Origin of the sequence: Halegenticoccus tardaugens (assembly GCF_004116405.1) — an archaeon.
Classification (GTDB): Archaea; Halobacteriota; Halobacteria; order Halobacteriales; family Haloferacaceae; genus Halegenticoccus; species Halegenticoccus tardaugens.
The window spans coordinates 209,677-226,173 of the sequence record NZ_SDIC01000007.1 but is presented as its reverse complement, the minus strand read 5'-3'; the positions used below and the strand labels follow the sequence as shown (position 1 = coordinate 226,173).

The window sequence follows — 16,497 nt, the reverse complement described above, 5'->3', positions numbered from 1 at the left end:
CCTCCAATAACGTTCTCTAACAGCGAACACCAAGATCTCCTCAATTAAGAATCATACTCGAAATAGTGGAAAATACCGTACGACTAGCCGTAGTATGATGTCATCAAGAAAATAGACTAGCTTGATGATCATTCCATTAAATCGGATAGCACTCTGTTCGCTGTTGTCGAATTAGAAATGGAAACCAGTCAACTCGGAGCGATCGGATTCACCGACCGACTCGGGTTGGTCAAAATTCACTACACATACACTCGTCAGTCTCGAACAAAATCGATACGGTTCCAGGGAAGCCGAGCAGTATCGGTTTGGGCACCGATTCTTCACTTGAAGACGAGGTGAACGAGTTGCTTGAAGCTATAACTGTTTTCGAACTTCAACTCGTCGACGGCTAGCCCGTAACTCGACTTCTTCACTCAGCAGAGAAGGCCGGGACGTACCGCGAGAAACAGCACGACGCCGAACGCATAGGTCACTTTGATGAACAACGAGACAGCACGGTCGGCACCGTACCCGCGACCGAGTCAGACCATCACGGCACCGAGGGGGAGGGGAGTCGCTATGGCGGCACAGTGAAATCGCTACGACGGACGAGATCACTGAGCTTGTCTGCGTTGCATACCCACCCATCGTCGCAAGGGCGATCCCAAATGGATAATCAATAGTCGTGGTGACCGGAGTCGTATCAGGATAGGGGACGTGGAGGAGAGCGAGCACGACAACCGGGACGGTGAGAACGGCTGCGACGACCCAAGATGTTATCCAGAGAAACCCGACACAGCCGAGGAATGTGACAGTTAAGATGATAATGAAACGTGAATCTCGGCAGGAGTAAGAGGATTGTCAGCGTCTTCGCCTCGAATGTAGTGATCGATGTACTCATCCTTGAGATGGGCGACGTACACGGTGCGACAGATCGCAAGACTATGTCCGACACCTGTGGCAACCGAGAGGTCGTCTGCAAGGAGCCCACCGAACTACGACATTGCTACCGCTGGGAGAAGAAAAACGGGTTGGATGTGAATCCAGAGCCCGCTAATCCCTCTGTTGAAGTAAGATCGAACTCGGTCCAAACGATCGTGCACGCGCGATCATCTTATGCCAGGCGTCATATATCGGTCGGATTCCCGTGTACGGAGGTCTAACACCAAGTCTATAGTCGTACTCCTAAAGGCCCAATTGGGGTGAACACACGTAGGGGCCGGCATATTGACCATTTGGTACGTAACCAAAGTGCGAGTTAGAGATTCATGACGCACGGTGGAGAACTCAGGTAGAGTAAGTTGATCGACCGCTGAAATGCGCACCATAATCATTAATGTGTTCGGTAACAGGAAACACACTCAGGCAACCAAACTGATGAAGTACACTGATGCGTTTGAACGAACAGTCCGGTGTCATCCGTCGAAAGCGGCATTCGTCACCTACGATGGCCGGTCACTGACGTACGACGAGCTGGGCGAACGGACGACTCGACTCGCGAACGCACTGAACGAACGAGTAGCTAGTCGACGAATTGCGACGCTCGCGTTGACCGGCTCGACGGCGATTGAAGCGATGCTCGCGAGCCAGAAGCGGGGAATGGGGAATGTACAGCTACCGTTCCGCGATAGTCCTGGAGCCATCGCGTCGATGCTCCGCCCGACGGAAGCTAAGATGCTACTCTTCGATGACGCGAACGCTGAGAAGGCAGTCGAGGTGCTCGACAGAACGGAGATCAACACCGGCATCCACGCGGGAGAGAAAGCGATCAATCGAGACGATGTTGAATCATACGAGGAGATCGTTGCGGAGGCATCCGCCAATCCAGTAGAGACTAACCCAGACCACGAACACGGCGTGTTTTATACAAGCGGAACAACGAGCACGCCGAAAGCGGTGCTGTTCGATCAAAAACAGATGTGGTATGGGAGTACTCAGGTAATTATGGAGATGAATATTGACGAGACAGACACGGCACTCGTCACGACACCGTGGTACCATATGGTGACGACTGATGCCTGGATTCTTCCCCATTTACAAGCCGGTGCAACGCTAGTTCTACAGCCTGATTTCGATCCGGGAGAATCGCTTCGACTTGTGGAGGACTACGACGTGACAGGGCTGCTCGCCGTCCCGACGCAGCTTCACAGGTTGGTTGAGACGCAAGCAATCGAGGAATACGACGTCACTACCCTTTCGTACGTTCGAACTGGCGGATCGATCGTAACTGATCGGCTCGTGCAAAAAGCGTCCAGGCACCTAACCGACGGCATATACAACACGTATGGGTTGACCGAGGGCGGCCCAAATTTAACGTTCGCGCATCCATCCACGCAGGAGAACCACACAGGAACGATTGGAAAGGAATCATTCACGTGGGAGATACGAGTCGTGGAAATTGCCGACTCCAACGAAGCGTTCGATCCGACGGCGATCGTTAGTCCAGGCGAGGCTGGAGAACTAATCGCCCGCGGACCAGGTATGAGTGACGGATACGTGGATAATCCTGAGGCGACCGAGCGAACGTACGTCGACGGCTGGCTTCGAACGGGCGATTGCGCCGAAGTCGATGACGAGGGCTTCCTCTACATCGTCGGACGAACCGACAATATGATCGTCAGCGGCGGGGAGAACATCTATCCGGAGGAAATCGAAGACGTTCTCGAGACCTACGAAGGAATTGAAGAGGCTGCTGTCGTAGGGCTCAAGGACGAAAAGTGGGGGCACCGAGTCGCATGTGTGGTCTCCGCCAATGGCTCGAACACCTTCGACCTCGACGATCTCGATCAATTCTGCAAAGACCATGATCAGCTGGCTGAATTCAAACGCCCGCGGAGGTATGAAGTAACAACCGAACCGCTTCCACGAACTGACACCGGAACCATCGAACGTGAGACGATCCTCGTCAAATTTTTCGACGAGTGAATCCGAAGGAGGCGAGGAGATGACGGAGCGCGATTCGGCTCGGCCCTCTCCGGCCGAAAGAGCGATAATTGACAATCAGATGTAGACGAGTCGTTTACCACAGACCGGTTGGCGACCGAGAACCAGCAGAGGTGGTGGAGCAATTCACTTCAGCGGGTACACGTCGAAAATGATCCCACGCCCTTGTTCACGATTCTCTCTGGATTGTCGTCAACGCTGATGGTGTCCGGATATCTCGACGGTACTCAATTGATCAGTCGCTTTGTTGGCTCTTTTTGACGTCTACGTCCGCAAATTCGAGATCGCGTTCAGTTACCTCGACGGTCATTGATCCGATGTCTTCGATTGTGGCGTTGATTGTGTCGCCACCGGTTATTGCACTAACCCCCTCTGGTGTCCCGGTAGTGACGACATCGCCGGCTTCGATGGTCATTCCGATGGAGGCGTACTCGACGATATCGGCACAGCTGTAAATCATGCCACCCGTGTTCTCCTGCTGTCGAGTCTCACTATTCAATTGGAGTTCCATCTCAAGGTCGTGTGGGTCGTCGAGTTCATCGGGTGTGGCAACGCACGGCCCAATAACTGTGAAGGTGTCGTACGATTTGCGATTCGATCGATCCTGATCTCCCCGAACAGACACGTCGAGAAGGATCGTGTAGCCGAGGATCGCGTCCCAAACGTCGTCACTCTCGATGTCCTTTACGTCCTCACGCATGACGAAGCCGAGTTCGATTTCGTGATCGACACGGCGGTCGTTGAACGGCAGTTCGATACCATCTTCCGGACCAACGACGCTCGAGGGAGCCTTGAGAAAGTAGCCCTTGTCTTCGATGGTGAACCACTCGTCGGTGACGATGTCTTTGTCGGCCAGTGCCTCCTCGACGTGGTTTTCGTAATTCAGCGGCGCCGCGATCACCTTGCCGGGGCGACGGACAGGCGACTCGATTGTGACTTCCTCGCGGCGATAGTCAGGTTCTTCGTCCTCGTACGTGCTCGCGTCAAGGTCTTCGCGAGCGTACTCCTTGAGTGGGTCGTTCGTCTGAAGGCCGAGTCGGTCAGTGACGTCGACGATACTGTCGTCACTCAGCAGACCGAGCCGATTATCGTTGAATCTGACGAGTCGCATGAGGGAACCACCGTGACCTTCCCACATAAATCATCCTTTCTCGGCTATCGAGTTTGAACACCACCCTCGCGGTGACTATAGGATTACAGATTAGTCGCTGGCGCGGATCTGGGCATCGAATACGTCTTTGGACTCGAAGACGCTACGACAGTCTTCGCACACCATCTGTCCGTCGATCGCGTATTCCCATAGTTTACCACCACAGTCCAGACAGTCGAAGTGCGCCTGAACGAACGGATCGTGTTCAGCGTACGGATTCTCGAAATCTGCCATATTGACTCAGTACGGCTACCAGTTTATAAAATATTCCCCCGTTTTCTCATATATGGGTGTAGGAGGCGGCCTCGTTCTTTGCTGAGAAACCAGTGACGAACCACATTCGACGCCCGACAGCTGACAAAAACTCCGTTTGGGAGGGCTGGACTGGGTTACTGATCCGCTGCGGATTCGGCGTAGAAGTTGAACGCCTCGAACACTGGCCGGTCGGTCATGCCGAGGAGAATGGCTTCGTCGTTTTCGGGTTCGTGGCGGTGAGGCTTGTCCGGCGGCACGACGAAGATGTCCCATTGATCCCACTCAAGCGTCTCGTCGTCGACGTGGGTGGTACCCGCACCCTCGATTACGAAGAAGACCTCCGTGGCATTATGGAAGTGCGCCTCCGTCGCCTCGGTGAGCAGTTGGGCGCGGAAGGACATCGTCGGAAACAGTGGCTCTTGGCCCGTTGTCGGGTTGACGTAGGCCAAGCTGTAACCGTCGTACGGGTCAGGGTTGTTGTTTTCGGCACGTTGGCGGAGCGTCTCAAGGGTCTCGGTCCAGCCGAACCGGTACGGCGGCGTCGGCTCGCGGGTGCCCTCAAACGGGCCCGGAATGCCCCCGTCGTTCGACTCGGCGGCGGGACGGGCGTGCCCGTACTGCGAGTCCCAGTAGCCCTGGGTCTTGGTGACGGGCTGGCGCTCGAGTTCATGATTCTCGAAGACGTTCGAGGAGTTCAAAGAGTCAAGAATGAGTGGGAGGTCGAGTACGTCGAGCCACATTGCTGTCTGGTCAGAGTCGTTGACATGGTCGTGCCACTCCCACTGCGGCGTCGTGATGAGGTCGTTGTTCTCCATCGGGAACTCCTCGCCTGCGACGACCGTCTTCATGTCTTCCGAGCCGTCGATGGTAAAGCGCAGTGCGTTAGCCCCGTGGCGGTGCGACGGCGCAGTCTCGCCGGGTGAGACGGTCTGGACGCCGACGTAGATGGTGTTCGAGATAGCGTTCTGCATCCCGGTATTGATGGGGACGGCGACACGCCGCTGGAAGCCCGGTGGGAGCTCCTCTATCGGCATGTCCTCCTCGACGTGATCGATCGCCTGTTTGATATCGTCCCACTTCCAGATATTGGCTTCGAGTTCGTCGTAGACGTGTCCCATCGTGTCCTCAACTTCCCACAGGGGTCGGAGGTCCGTCTCCTCCAGGATACGCCTGGTCTCGGAGGTCAATTCTATGCGCTCTTCAGGCTCTTGTTGCGCCATATCACTTGTTTCCAGAAGAATCAACATAAGTGTGTTGGAGGTTCCCGTGACGGGATCGAACTCGTCCGACTTGTCTTCGCTTTCCAAAACGTGTCTGACTCTCGGTCCCATTTTCCAAACCTTGATTATCGATTCATCCGATAGCACAGTATGGCACGAGGACAGCCAGCAGCATACGGCATCGACGCCGACTGGAGTCGATTATACGTCGACGGCGAGTGGCGGAATTCGGCCAGTGGGAAGACGATAGACGTCGAGGATCCCTCGACACGCGAGACGGTTGCGACGGTGCCGGCCGGGACCGAGGACGACGTCGACACCGCCTATGAAGCGGCCGCCGCGGCACAGGAGGAATGGGGACAAGCGCCACCGGCTCGCCGTCAGGAGGTCGTCCAAGAAGTGCTCGGATTACTGAGCGATCACGAAGAGGAGATAATTGGGCTCTTAACCCACGAAGCCGGTGGCACCCGCGGGATGGGTGAGACATCGCTCCACCTCACGTCCGACCAAGTCGCAGAGGCCGTGACGCTCCCTCGGCGGCTGAAGGGCGAACATGTAGCATCCAACATCCCGGGCAAGGAAAACATCGTCCAGCGTGTACCGCAGGGCGTGGTCACGGTTATTTCGCCGTGGAATTTTCCGCTGAACCTCTCGATGCGAGCGGTCGCGCCGGCAATCGCCGCTGGTAACGCTGTCGTGCTCAAACCGGCGACGAACACCCCTATCGTCGGAGGACTCCTGTTTGCACGCTTGTTCGAAGAGGCGGGACTACCCGGCGGGGTACTGAACGTCGTTACCGGACGTGGTTCCGACATCGGCGACCGCGTCGCCAGCCATCCTGAGAGCGACGTAGTCGCGTTCACTGGGTCGACCACGGTCGGCCGCCGCGTTGCCGCAGCGGCCGGTGAGAATCTTGCGGTCGCCGCGATGGAACTCGGAGGGAACAACGCCCATATCGTCACTGTTGACGCCAACATCGACGCCGCCGTCGACGCTGCCGTGTTCGGGAGTTTCGTCCACCAGGGGCAGGTCTGTATTTCTATCAATAGACATTTAGTCCACGAGGATGTCTATGATGAGTACGTTCAGAAACTCACCGATCGCGCGGAGGGTCTCCCAGTTGGCAGCGCCCACGACGAGGTGGCCGTTGGACCCGTTATTGACGAGTCGCAGCGCGACGAGATGCTCAACTACGTTGAAAAAACCGTGGCCGCTGGAGCGACGCTCGAAACCGGCGGCGAAACGGTCGAATTCGAAGGCATTGACGATTCGCTGGTCGTTGCGCCGACAGTGCTCTCTGACGTGACCAATGAGATGGCGGTCGCATGCAACGAGCACTTCGGTCCGATCGCGCCGGTTATTCCCTTCTCGGATGTCGACGAGGCCGTCGAACTTGCCAATGCGACCGAATACGGTCTTTCTGGGTCGGTCCACGCGGGTGACGTCGGCGCGGGAAAACGCATCGCCGATCGCATCGACACCGGGATGATCCACGTCAACGACCAGCCAATCAACGACGAGGCGCACGTTCCCTTCAGCGGCACCGGTGCCTCTGGCGTCGGCGGCTACAACAGCGAGGACTTCCTAGACGAGGTCACGGAGAAAAAGTGGATCTCTCTCCAGCACGAACCCCGCGAGTTTCCCTTCTGAGTTGCCGGCCCGCACCCATCGAGAACGTCCCGTGAACGAGCAAGGTCGGTACATCCGTCGCCCTTCTAGGGACGTCTCGCTTCGGAAGCGACACGTCGTCACCAACACACGAGGATGAGGTGGATTTACAAGGTATCATCGCCGAACGAGACCATGGTGTTAGACCCGGATATCGAAACGGTCGCCGAGCAGCGTGACACGCTTCCGGAGGCCGGCAACGTCTACGACCATGACGAAACGCTTCTCGTCACCGACCTATTCGACACGGCGTTCGTCAGAGCGCGCACTGAGTTCGAGTCGTTCGACGAGATGGTCGCAGCAAGCCCCAGCGACGCCGATTCCGCCGACGAACTGGAACGGATCCATCACGGGGAATGGGACGAGTTTGTCGCCGAGACGAGCGACTTCGAAAACGAAAAGGGACTGGTGATGGCTGCCCGAGACTACTGGGTCGCTAAAAGATTGAATCTGACCTGAGAAGATCACACTCTTCGCGGTGCTTTACCTGTACGTCTCTCGCCGAGTTGTTTGCTTTGTAACCGATAAAACGAGAGAAGATGTCGGTAGGCCGATTCAGTAGTTTCCAGTCGAGACGATCGGTGGCGCGCCGTGTGGACCGTACGGCGCATCGTCGAGCCACTCGCCGGCGACCTCGAAGTAGTCGGCGAGTTCGGCGGCTGCCTCCTTTCGCAGGATCGTCACGGGGTCTTTGCCCTGGAGATATTCGAGAGCCTGACCAGCCGCATCGAGGTTGTACTCAGCCGCCTTCTCGCGGCGGGCGGCGAACAATTCGACTTCGTCGCGCGCAACCGCCTCCGTGCGCGCATTTAGCGCCACCGCGATCGCTGAGGCGGCCTCGTCGGCATCAGCGATACCGGAGTTCATCCCACGGGCGCCGAACGGTGCCAGCAGATGGGCCGCCTCGCCAGCTAACAGCACCCGACGGTCTTCGTCGACGAACGAGTCTGCCATCACCTGAAGGAAGTGGTATGTCGAGACCCACTGCAGGCTATCGGCGTACTCCTCCCCCATAATATCGCGGACAAACTCTCGCATCCGCTCGGTGCTGCTGAGTTCTTCGGGGTCGTCGCCTTCGATACACTGGATGTCGAGACGCCAACCGCCGGTGAACGGTACGAGCAACACGTTTCTGCCGTCGGCCTCAGGCGCGTCGTAGTGGAACAGCCGTTCGAGGTCTGGGTGGTCGTCGTCGATCCCTTCGTCTTCGATGTCGGCGATGATGAAGGCGTTCTCAGACTGATCGCCCTCGAAGTTCGATCCGATCTCTTTGCGGACGGTCGAACCGCCACCGTCGGCACCAACCAGATAGTCGGTCTCCCACTCCCGACCGTCTGCCGTCTCGACGTGGACGCCGTCTGGTGAGGATGCAACAGAGCTGACTTCTGTCTCCCAGTGAATGTCGACCCCAATGTCGGCAAGCGCCTCCAGCATGTACTGCTCGGTGACGACCTGCGGGACGCTTGTGAAATGTGGGATGTCACCTGACCCACCGGGAGAGTCGTACGTCCGGTTGAACACCTCTTTCCCACGGTACAGCGTTCGGCGAGTCGGCCAGACGAGACCCTCGTCGACGAGATTCGTTCCCAAGCCGGAATGGAGACGTTCGAGCGTCCGAAGAGTCGAACCGTGGACGTAGATGGCCCGACTCCCCGATCGATCTCGGTCTGCGGGTTCCGCCTCGAGAATGGCCGTTTCGACTCCCCGTGCGTGCAACGCGAGCGCCGTTGTCATCCCGACTGGTCCGGCGCCCGCTACAAGTACTGGTACGTTGCTCGGATCACCGCTCATGAGAGACAGTGACGAAATACGATGACATAGTATTTGTGGTCGTTCACCGAACGGCGTGGAAGATATTACAACAAACGATCCAAGGGACGACGGGGTTACAATCCACTGGATTCGTTTTAGCGCGGTCGTACTCGTGGTTCTTCGACGGCTCACAACCGTATTTTGGAGTCGACGCTCTCGCGGGATCACTGCGTCGTAGTGAGCCACTCCGTGAGGGTCGACGCTGACGATGGATTTGAAATGATCAAAAGAGTGTTGCACCTCAAGGACGTCCCCTCGCTCATGAGTTCGGACGACAACCCACGACGGATCCAATCCGCCGATAGGGTCTGTGATATCCTCGCGCACGTGCGAGAGACGGATCGGACGACGGTCTCGGAACTCGCCGAGGCGGTCGGACTGTCGCCGGGGACGGCCCACACTTACCTCACGACGCTCGAATCGCGTGGGTTCATCCGCAAACACGAGGGAACGTACTCACTCGGCCCCGAACTGCTCCCGTACGGCGAACACGTCCGACTCCAGAATGACCTCTACAGGGCCGCCAAGGCGGAACTCCACCGGCTCGCACACAATAGCGACGCCGCTGCCCACCTCATGACCGAGTACGACGGGCGACTGCTCGTGTTACACGAAGCGTTCGGCGAGAACGCCATTGGGACGGAGTTTCACCCGCAAAAACGAGGACGGCCGCAAACGCACCTCCACTGTACGGCAGCCGGGAAGTCGATCCTCGCTCACCTGCCGGATTATCGGATCGCCCAGATCGTCAAGAACCACGGACTCGTTTCCTATACGTCATCGACGATAACGGATGAGACCGAACTCGCCATCGAACTTGAGTCCGTCCGAGAACACGGATTCGCACTGAACAACGAAGAACAGATGCAAGGCATTCGGGCGGTCGGCGCGCCGGTGTACTACGATGGCGATCTCGTCGTCGGTGCGGTCAGCCTCTCGGGATCAGCGAGCAACTGGAGCGGCGAGCGGTTCCGTCGGGAACTCCCGAAGACGGTTATGCGGACCGCCAACGCAGTCGAGGTGAACCTCCACTCGAACCTCGATGGGGGGGCTCGACCGCTGGTTTGAGATGTTTGATTTGCTCAGGAGATTGCGTTTCGCCGCGGTTGCAGAGTCGACTCCCCGTTTCTGGTCCGTTCTTAGCTGGTTGCGCTGTTCGAGTCGATGTAATCCGAACAGAGACAATAGCGGAGTGCTGACGTTCGGTAACCCAAAGCATTTGTTTTGAGCACATCAAGACCGACGCGGAAAGACCACGAATACGTATAATTAGGCGCGGATAGAGGAAAGTGACTCCGTGGGGCGCAAAGATATACGTCAGAATGGATGTTGTACGACCATGCTAGAGTCCATCCAGGACCAACCGAGACAGGAAGCGTTAGACCGGTACTACGTCGTCGACGGCGATTGTCACTACATGGAGTCGTTCCACGACGTCGCCGAGTACATGGAGGAGCCGTGGAAGACGAAGTTCGCGGGCAGCAACTTCGACAAAAAGGGGGCAAAACAGAACCTGAGTTCCTTCTTTCCCTTCTCGACAGGCGACCGACAAGCCTACGGGAAGATCAGCCGCGAGCACTCGTCGTACCCCGACGAACCTGAGACGCCAGAGCGCATCCGCGAGGGAATGGAGTCCATCGGCGTCGACGAGACGCTACTGATCTCGCACCTCATTCTCGCCGGGGCCGGGACGACTGCCGACGACGATCGCCAGAGCGCGTTCGCGAAAGCGTACGTCGAGTACATGCTCGAAGAGGTGCTCGATCCTGACGACGGGATTCACGGTCTCGCTCCGGTGCCGTACGGCGACCTCAATGCGTCGCTAGAGATACTCGAGCGCATCGAGGACGAGGACGCCTACGTCGGCGCGTGTTTCGTTACCGCTGGTGCGACACCGCCTCTCGGTAACCGCAAGTACGATCCTCTCTACGAGCGCTGTGAGGACCTCGGGTTGCCGGCGGTGTTTCATACCGGCGGCGCTGGTCTCGACGAGTACGTCCGCGCGGGCTACCAGGAGATGATCGAGACACACACGCTTGGTTTCCTCGAGTCGAACATGTCTCAGATCGTCAGTCTCGTCTGTCAGGGCATCCCGGAGAAGTTCCCCGACCTGGACATCGTTTTCATGGAGTCGGGAATTACGTACATTCCTGGCCTAGTTTCGCGCCTCGACGAAGAGTATCTCAAGCGCCCTGAGGAAGCGCCGCTGCTCGAGAAAAAACCAGGACAGTACATCACCGACTTCTACTACGGCACCCAGCCGCTGGAGGTCTCCGCCGAGCGCAACTACCTCGAACAGTGTTTCGAGATGGTCGGGACAGACAGCCTGATGTACGCCTCGGACTACCCGCATTGGGACTATGACCGTCCGACGACGGTCACCGACCTCCCCTTCCTCTCAGAAGCCGAAAAGAAGCAGATCCTATCGGAGAACGCGATGGAGGTGTTCGGCCTGTGAGCACGCCGGAACGGGTCAAAGTCAAACCCGATGCGACGTTCGACGACGGCGACAGGGAACTCGTCGAGGTTGACGGCGTTGAGGTCGGCGTCCTCCGGATCGACGGGGAATACTATGCGGTCCGAAATCGCTGTCTCCACGACTGCGGACCGGTCGCTGATGGTGCCGTTGGGCGGAAACTCGTCGGTGAGTTCGTCGAACCCGGTAAACGCATTGAGAAAAAGTACGCTGATGACGAACCGATCATCTCCTGTCCGTGGCACGGCTGGTCCTACGACCTCTCGTCAGGCGAGCAACTCGCCGACGACGATCTGATTCTGCCGACGTACGACGTTATCGTCGAAGATGGCGTTGTCTACGTTGACGGACGGTAATTCAAGCTCGAACTATCGTTCAGCGTATTCGACTCGCTCAGTTAACCAGTAGATGCTCGGGTTTTCGAAACTAGAGAGACTCACCACAGAAGAATCGAACAGCAGTTGACGGCGTTAGATTAGATGAACCCTGCGGCTGCAGCGCCGTGGGTCAGTACGGCAGCGATGGGAATGAGCAGCACCGTTCGGAGGATCAGCAGTGCGGTGAGATCACGGAACCGCATGGGGATGTCGTCAAACATGTCGACCATCATCGGGACCGACGCGGCGAAGAAGATCGCCTGTGCGCTCGTGACGACCACGACGAAGACTTTCGTGATCAGATCGGCTTCGACGACGAGCGTCGCGCCGATGAAATACTCACCGGCACCCGCGAGAATAGCCGTTGCGGCCATCTGCGGGTCCGGGATGCCGAGGACAGTCATCACAGGAACGAGCGGTGTTGCGAGGTACTCGAAAAACGGTGTGTACGCTTCGAGCGCGAGCACGCACGTTCCGATCGTCAGCACCGTTCCGAGGATCATCGCGGTGAGTTTCGTTCCGTCGACGAACCCGTTGTGCGCAGCACGGGGAATCGATTCACCCTCTCGAGCGGTTCTAACACCCTCGTTGAAGGCGAAACGGAGGTAGTCAGCGGGTGTCCCGGTGAACGTCGGTTCAGGGTCCGGCTCGGCGACGTATTCTTCCGGGACCGTCGAGAGCGGTGGAACGCGAACGAGGACCGCGGCGACGATGAGCGTTGCGATGAGGTAGAGCAAGACGAGGACGGGAAAGACATCAAGCAGGTCCAAGATAGCGGCAACCGCGCCGACGGTCCCAAGATTGGCGGTCGCAAAACACGTACAGATCACGAATACGTCGCGCTTGTTGTATCCGCCGCGGTCGAAGACATTGCGGGTGAGGTAGTACCCGATACTGAACGATCCGAGCCACGACGCCGCGCTGTCGAGGGCCGAACGGCCTGGAAGGTCAAATAGCGGACGCATGATCGGTTGAGCTAACGTACCAACGAACTCAAGACCGCCGAGCTCTGCGAGTAGGTTGACGAAAACTCCGCCGAGCGGAATGACGAGTACGATGGTGATCATGAGGACTTCCCAGGCGATGCCCGCGACGGCGTCGCCGAGCAACCAACCTGGACCGACACGGAAGAACATCATGAGTCCCAGGAACATCGCGGTGACGCGAAAGGTCCAGAACAGGTTCGACGTTTGCCAGTAATCGACCTCAAAGAGCCTCTGGGTTCTCTCGCTTAGGGTGATCGTCCCTTGGTAGTGTAGCATCGAGATGGTCGTCAGGATACCGCCAGCGAAGAGAACGAGCAGCGTGAACACCTCAACGACAAAGATCGACGTATCGGTAATAAGCGTCATCAAAACATCAAGGGGGATTGTCGTCTGTCCTTCCCATTGAATTGGGAAGAGGAAAAAGAACGCGCCGGTCGCGAATGCGACGACGAACTTCAACGTCGAGTGTAAATCTTTGTCGACGAAGTGTACCTCGTTGATCGATTTCTCCGTGGGTGTCACTGTCTCACCCGATATGTGATCGTCATCTTCCCAGCTCTGGCTACCGAACATATTCCGACAAACCGTATTATGGGTCATAAAAACACCGATCACATGTCCACTAATATTCTAGTAAAATAATCGTTGAGGAAACTATACTACAACTGAATTCTACGATTGACATCCTGCCGCGCCTAAAGGCGCGGGTATTCTCCTTGTTCTTTATAATTGGTATCATAGGTCTGGTTACCAAGATAACAGGGAGACCAATTGGAACGACCAGTCCTGAAGAAACGGTAGACTCAGTTTCGTAGTTGACTATTCAACCTCATGAAGCTGAGTGGTGGTATTGAACGACGCTACCCGGCTGTACTGAGTATCACTGGTCTCTCAGATTTGAGAATTACGTCTTGCGTGACGCTCCCGAAAAGTGCTTTTCCGGTCGGCGACCGCTTTCTGCCGGCGATGCTTATCACATCGGCGTCAAGTTCGTCGGCCGCATCCAGGATCTTTCGGGTCGCGTCACCGCTCGACTGTCGTACATTGACGACGAAACCTGCCTCCTCAAGCCGCGTGGTGGTTTCTATGACCGATTTGAGTTTCTTTGCATCTGCCTCATCACCGCCACGGAAGACATGGAAGACGATAACTCGGACGCGGTCGGACTCGAGCGGTAGCGTGGTAAGCGACGCGACCTGGTTTTTCGCCCGTTCGACCTCAGTGTCGATGCAGAAGAGTACCGTTTTCATCTACTGATCACCCGATCCATCTGGTTCATTGTGGATTCGACCGATCGATTCGTGATCTCCCATCTGTTGAACATCGTGTTTGTACCCAATTACTTCCGACCGTTATATTATTTTTGTCATTTTGCAGTACAGTTCGGTTGTCTCCGTATCTCACCCACCAAAAAACGGCCCCAATAACGGTCTTGGATGTCAATTTGGAGCGTCGGCGACTGGTAACCTGCAGACGAATGGTGTAGTTTTTGTGCGTGACTACCGCATGGATGGGCGTGTCACAACCTGCCAACGATAGATACGACGACCTCGACGAACTCGTCGCGAATCTCTTAGTTCGTGACGCGGACGTCCATGCAGCGGCACTCGACGAGATCAATACGAAGGGTGATCGACGTGTCGTGCCGCACTTGATCGAGATACTGATGATTCACGAGATAGCCAGCAACTGGGACCAGTTTGGCTTCCCTGAGGTGCTTCGAGAGCACAGTCCACCGCGGTACCTCGAACTGCCGGAAGCACGCTGGCCAGGCGCCCGCGACGCATTGCGGCGCATCGCTGAACCAGACTACGACTCCAAGTACGCTTGGGTCGAGTGGGAGAGCTGGTACTCACAACAGGATATCGACCCGCTTGAAGGATTCGATGAATGGAAACTACAACTCTACCGGTCGTTCCTTCCACCGGTTGGTCGACTACTCGACGCTGAACCGCGAGCGTTCGACCTCCGAGATGTTCGCTGGGGGAACTGTGATCCGTCGTTCCTCGCTGCGTGTAACGAACCAAACTTTGTTCCCGGCGACGCCGTCTCGATAGACATAGAAGGAAACGAGATGGAGGGAGATTACGACCGTTATCTTCGACCAACTGACACCGTCTTCGGCCTCACCGTCGATGACACCGCTTACGCTGTTCCCCGATGGGTGCTGTTTCCCCACGAACTTGCGAACCTCACGCTCGAGGATGAATCGGTGACACTTAGCTTCTGTACGCTCTGTAACGCTCCCATCTGCTACGACCGGAACGTCGGCGACCGAACACTAACATTCAACAATACGGGAATGTTGCTCACAGGGAACAAGATTATGTTCGACGAGCAGACCGAGAGTCTCTGGAGCCAACATCGCGGAGTGCCGATTGCGGGCGAGTATCTCGATGATAAGTCCGACGTCCGTCTCGATATCCGTCCGGTCACGCAGACCACGTGGAGAGAGTGGCGCAAAACGCATCCCGAGAGCTTCGTACTTGACATCGAAACTGGGTACGACTTTGACTATTACTTCTACGAGAACAACATTGGGTTCTTCCGCCACTATTGGAATGACGAGAATGCAGTACAGCCTGGGTTAGGGACCGAAGAAGGGCAGTTACCGGAGAAAACCGACGTCTACGGAGTAGTCACCGACGACGGGGCGACCGTCCACGTCTATCCAATCGAAGAAATCGACGAAAACACCGTCGAGACAGACGTGATCGACGGGCGGGCGATAGTCGTCCTTCGCGATCCCGCAAACGACGTCGCCGTCTATGAGGCCCCACCGACACCGGTTGAGCGCGACAGTGAGACACTCGTCGACGACAATAGCGAACGTTGGAAAGTCGCTCACGACGCGCTTGTGAGTAAGGCGGACAGCCGAGAACTGTCTCGCATTCCCGGCCGCCATGGTCTATTCTTCGCGTTCCGGTCACAGTACGACCACGTCGAAGTTGGGTCGAAGGACCGTCCCCGCTTTCAGTGAATCATCTGTTTGCGCGTCTTCCGGCGATGTTCACTCAGCGCCGAAGGTGGTTCAACTGGTATCAGCACCGCCCTCCAGGGCGTCTCGCAGGTCATCGGGGATCGTAACGCTGTGGTCGCCGCTGACCGGAACACAGACGCGGTGTTCAACTCCGTCGAAGACGACCTCACCGTCGTGGGTCGCGCGGTAGTCGAACCGAACACTAGACTCTCCGACGACCGTCTGCAGTTCGATCTCGACCTCGTCGCCCCCCTTCACTTGTCCATGGAAGTCGAACTCTATCGAGACAAGAGGGAGACCTAGTTCGTGTCGCTCGTGGAGTTCCCAGTAGGGCCAGCCGATTTGCTCCATGAACATATCTGAGGTCTCGTGGAGTGCGTCGATCATTCGCGGATAGTGTGCGATTCCAAACGGGTCCGTATCCGAAAATCGAACGGTCCAAGTACGTGTGAAACTCATGCGTCGATACTCGAAACGAGTCCGGGGATTGTATAAGTCTATTGCCACGCCCATGGGCAGGAGATAATCTCTGATAAAGAGTTGAGTTTAAGTATGATTAAAAACATTTGTCAGGGTTATAATGAGTGAATTTATAACTCTTACCATGCAACACACTGTCATAGATGAACACTAACGCTGGGAGACGACCGA

At 56.7% G+C, this 16,497-nt stretch carries 14 protein-coding genes; 7 read left to right on the top strand and 7 right to left on the bottom strand.

Annotation, left to right across the window (positions count from 1 at the left end):
* Positions 1 to 1,356: 1,356 nt before the first annotated feature.
* Entirely contained in the window at positions 1,357 to 2,904 is a 1,548-nt protein-coding gene (locus C3L37_RS18420) for a class I adenylate-forming enzyme family protein (RefSeq protein WP_129116108.1), read from the top strand.
* 253 nt (positions 2,905 to 3,157) lie between these two features.
* On the opposite strand, the gene C3L37_RS18415 is transcribed toward C3L37_RS18420, so the two are convergent.
* The 3 genes from C3L37_RS18415 to C3L37_RS18405 all read right to left on the bottom strand — a co-directional run bounded on the left by C3L37_RS18415 (position 3,158) and on the right by C3L37_RS18405 (position 5,547).
* Positions 3,158 to 4,033: a fumarylacetoacetate hydrolase family protein gene (locus C3L37_RS18415; RefSeq protein WP_129116039.1), complete on the bottom strand. Its 876-nt coding sequence runs from the start codon at positions 4,031 to 4,033 to the stop codon at positions 3,158 to 3,160.
* A gap of 90 nt (positions 4,034 to 4,123) precedes the next feature.
* The gene (locus tag C3L37_RS18410) at positions 4,124 to 4,306 is read right to left on the bottom strand and encodes a hypothetical protein (RefSeq protein WP_129116038.1); all 183 of its coding nucleotides are present in this window, start codon (positions 4,304 to 4,306) and stop codon (positions 4,124 to 4,126) included.
* A 155-nt stretch (positions 4,307 to 4,461) separates the two neighbouring features.
* Positions 4,462 to 5,547, bottom strand: coding sequence for a cupin domain-containing protein (locus C3L37_RS18405; RefSeq protein ID WP_129116107.1), 1,086 nt, complete (start codon positions 5,545 to 5,547; stop codon positions 4,462 to 4,464).
* Between the two features lie 150 nt (positions 5,548 to 5,697).
* Between C3L37_RS18405 and C3L37_RS18400 the strand changes: the two genes are divergently transcribed.
* Entirely contained in the window at positions 5,698 to 7,197 is a 1,500-nt protein-coding gene (locus tag C3L37_RS18400; protein WP_129116037.1) for an aldehyde dehydrogenase family protein, read from the top strand.
* Positions 7,198 to 7,311: 114 nt separating this feature from the next.
* Entirely contained in the window at positions 7,312 to 7,674 is a 363-nt protein-coding gene (locus tag C3L37_RS18395; protein WP_228546337.1) for a hypothetical protein, read from the top strand.
* Positions 7,675 to 7,770: 96 nt separating this feature from the next.
* Here C3L37_RS18395 and C3L37_RS18390 read toward each other — a convergent pair whose 3' ends face one another.
* Entirely contained in the window at positions 7,771 to 9,006 is a 1,236-nt protein-coding gene (locus tag C3L37_RS18390) for an FAD-dependent monooxygenase (protein WP_129116036.1), read from the bottom strand.
* Positions 9,007 to 9,288: 282 nt separating this feature from the next.
* Here C3L37_RS18390 and C3L37_RS18385 point away from each other — a divergent pair, with 282 nt between their 5' ends.
* From C3L37_RS18385 to C3L37_RS18375, 3 genes are all read left to right on the top strand, one after another.
* Entirely contained in the window at positions 9,289 to 10,095 is an 807-nt protein-coding gene (locus C3L37_RS18385) for an IclR family transcriptional regulator (RefSeq protein ID WP_129116035.1), read from the top strand.
* 271 nt (positions 10,096 to 10,366) lie between these two features.
* The gene (locus C3L37_RS18380; protein WP_129116034.1) at positions 10,367 to 11,485 is read left to right on the top strand and encodes an amidohydrolase family protein; all 1,119 of its coding nucleotides are present in this window, start codon (positions 10,367 to 10,369) and stop codon (positions 11,483 to 11,485) included.
* On the top strand, positions 11,482 to 11,859 hold the full coding sequence (locus C3L37_RS18375; RefSeq protein ID WP_129116033.1) for a Rieske (2Fe-2S) protein: 378 nt from the start codon (positions 11,482 to 11,484) through the stop codon (positions 11,857 to 11,859). The genes C3L37_RS18380 and C3L37_RS18375 overlap by 4 nt, the downstream gene beginning before the upstream one ends.
* 119 nt (positions 11,860 to 11,978) lie before the next feature.
* Here C3L37_RS18375 and C3L37_RS18370 read toward each other — a convergent pair whose 3' ends face one another.
* Positions 11,979 to 13,439 carry a YjiH family protein gene (locus tag C3L37_RS18370; protein WP_129116032.1) on the bottom strand — a complete coding sequence of 487 codons (1,461 nt, stop codon included), beginning with the start codon at positions 13,437 to 13,439 and terminating at the stop codon, positions 11,979 to 11,981.
* 287 nt (positions 13,440 to 13,726) lie between these two features.
* A complete protein-coding gene (locus tag C3L37_RS18365; RefSeq protein WP_129116031.1) occupies positions 13,727 to 14,116 on the bottom strand; it encodes a universal stress protein in 390 nt (129 codons plus the stop codon).
* Between the two features lie 266 nt (positions 14,117 to 14,382).
* On the opposite strand from C3L37_RS18365, the gene C3L37_RS18360 reads away from it, so the two are divergent.
* Complete coding sequence (locus C3L37_RS18360; protein ID WP_164974805.1) at positions 14,383 to 15,846, top strand: DUF3179 domain-containing (seleno)protein; 1,464 nt, start codon at positions 14,383 to 14,385, stop codon at positions 15,844 to 15,846.
* A 51-nt stretch (positions 15,847 to 15,897) separates the two neighbouring features.
* Here the strand turns inward: C3L37_RS18360 and C3L37_RS18355 are convergent, their stop codons facing one another.
* On the bottom strand, positions 15,898 to 16,305 hold the full coding sequence (locus C3L37_RS18355) for an acyl-CoA thioesterase (protein WP_129116029.1): 408 nt from the start codon (positions 16,303 to 16,305) through the stop codon (positions 15,898 to 15,900).
* Positions 16,306 to 16,497 lie beyond the last annotated feature (192 nt).

Bases quoted from the DNA above. Each gene is read 5' to 3' on its own strand.
- C3L37_RS18415 (WP_129116039.1), bottom strand. From the start codon at position 4,033: ATGCGACTCGTCAGATTCAACGATAATCGGCTCGGTCTGCTGAGTGAC.
- C3L37_RS18395 (WP_228546337.1), top strand. From the start codon at position 7,312: ATGAGGTGGATTTACAAGGTATCATCGCCGAACGAGACCATGGTGTTA.
- C3L37_RS18355 (WP_129116029.1), bottom strand. From the start codon at position 16,305: ATGAGTTTCACACGTACTTGGACCGTTCGATTTTCGGATACGGACCCG.
- C3L37_RS18390 (WP_129116036.1), bottom strand. From the start codon at position 9,006: ATGAGCGGTGATCCGAGCAACGTACCAGTACTTGTAGCGGGCGCCGGA.
- C3L37_RS18410 (WP_129116038.1), bottom strand. From the start codon at position 4,306: ATGGCAGATTTCGAGAATCCGTACGCTGAACACGATCCGTTCGTTCAG.
- C3L37_RS18365 (WP_129116031.1), bottom strand. From the start codon at position 14,116: ATGAAAACGGTACTCTTCTGCATCGACACTGAGGTCGAACGGGCGAAA.
- C3L37_RS18385 (WP_129116035.1), top strand. From the start codon at position 9,289: ATGAGTTCGGACGACAACCCACGACGGATCCAATCCGCCGATAGGGTC.
- C3L37_RS18400 (WP_129116037.1), top strand. From the start codon at position 5,698: ATGGCACGAGGACAGCCAGCAGCATACGGCATCGACGCCGACTGGAGT.
- C3L37_RS18420 (WP_129116108.1), top strand. From the start codon at position 1,357: ATGAAGTACACTGATGCGTTTGAACGAACAGTCCGGTGTCATCCGTCG.
- C3L37_RS18405 (WP_129116107.1), bottom strand. From the start codon at position 5,547: ATGGCGCAACAAGAGCCTGAAGAGCGCATAGAATTGACCTCCGAGACC.
- C3L37_RS18370 (WP_129116032.1), bottom strand. From the start codon at position 13,439: ATGTTCGGTAGCCAGAGCTGGGAAGATGACGATCACATATCGGGTGAG.
- C3L37_RS18380 (WP_129116034.1), top strand. From the start codon at position 10,367: ATGCTAGAGTCCATCCAGGACCAACCGAGACAGGAAGCGTTAGACCGG.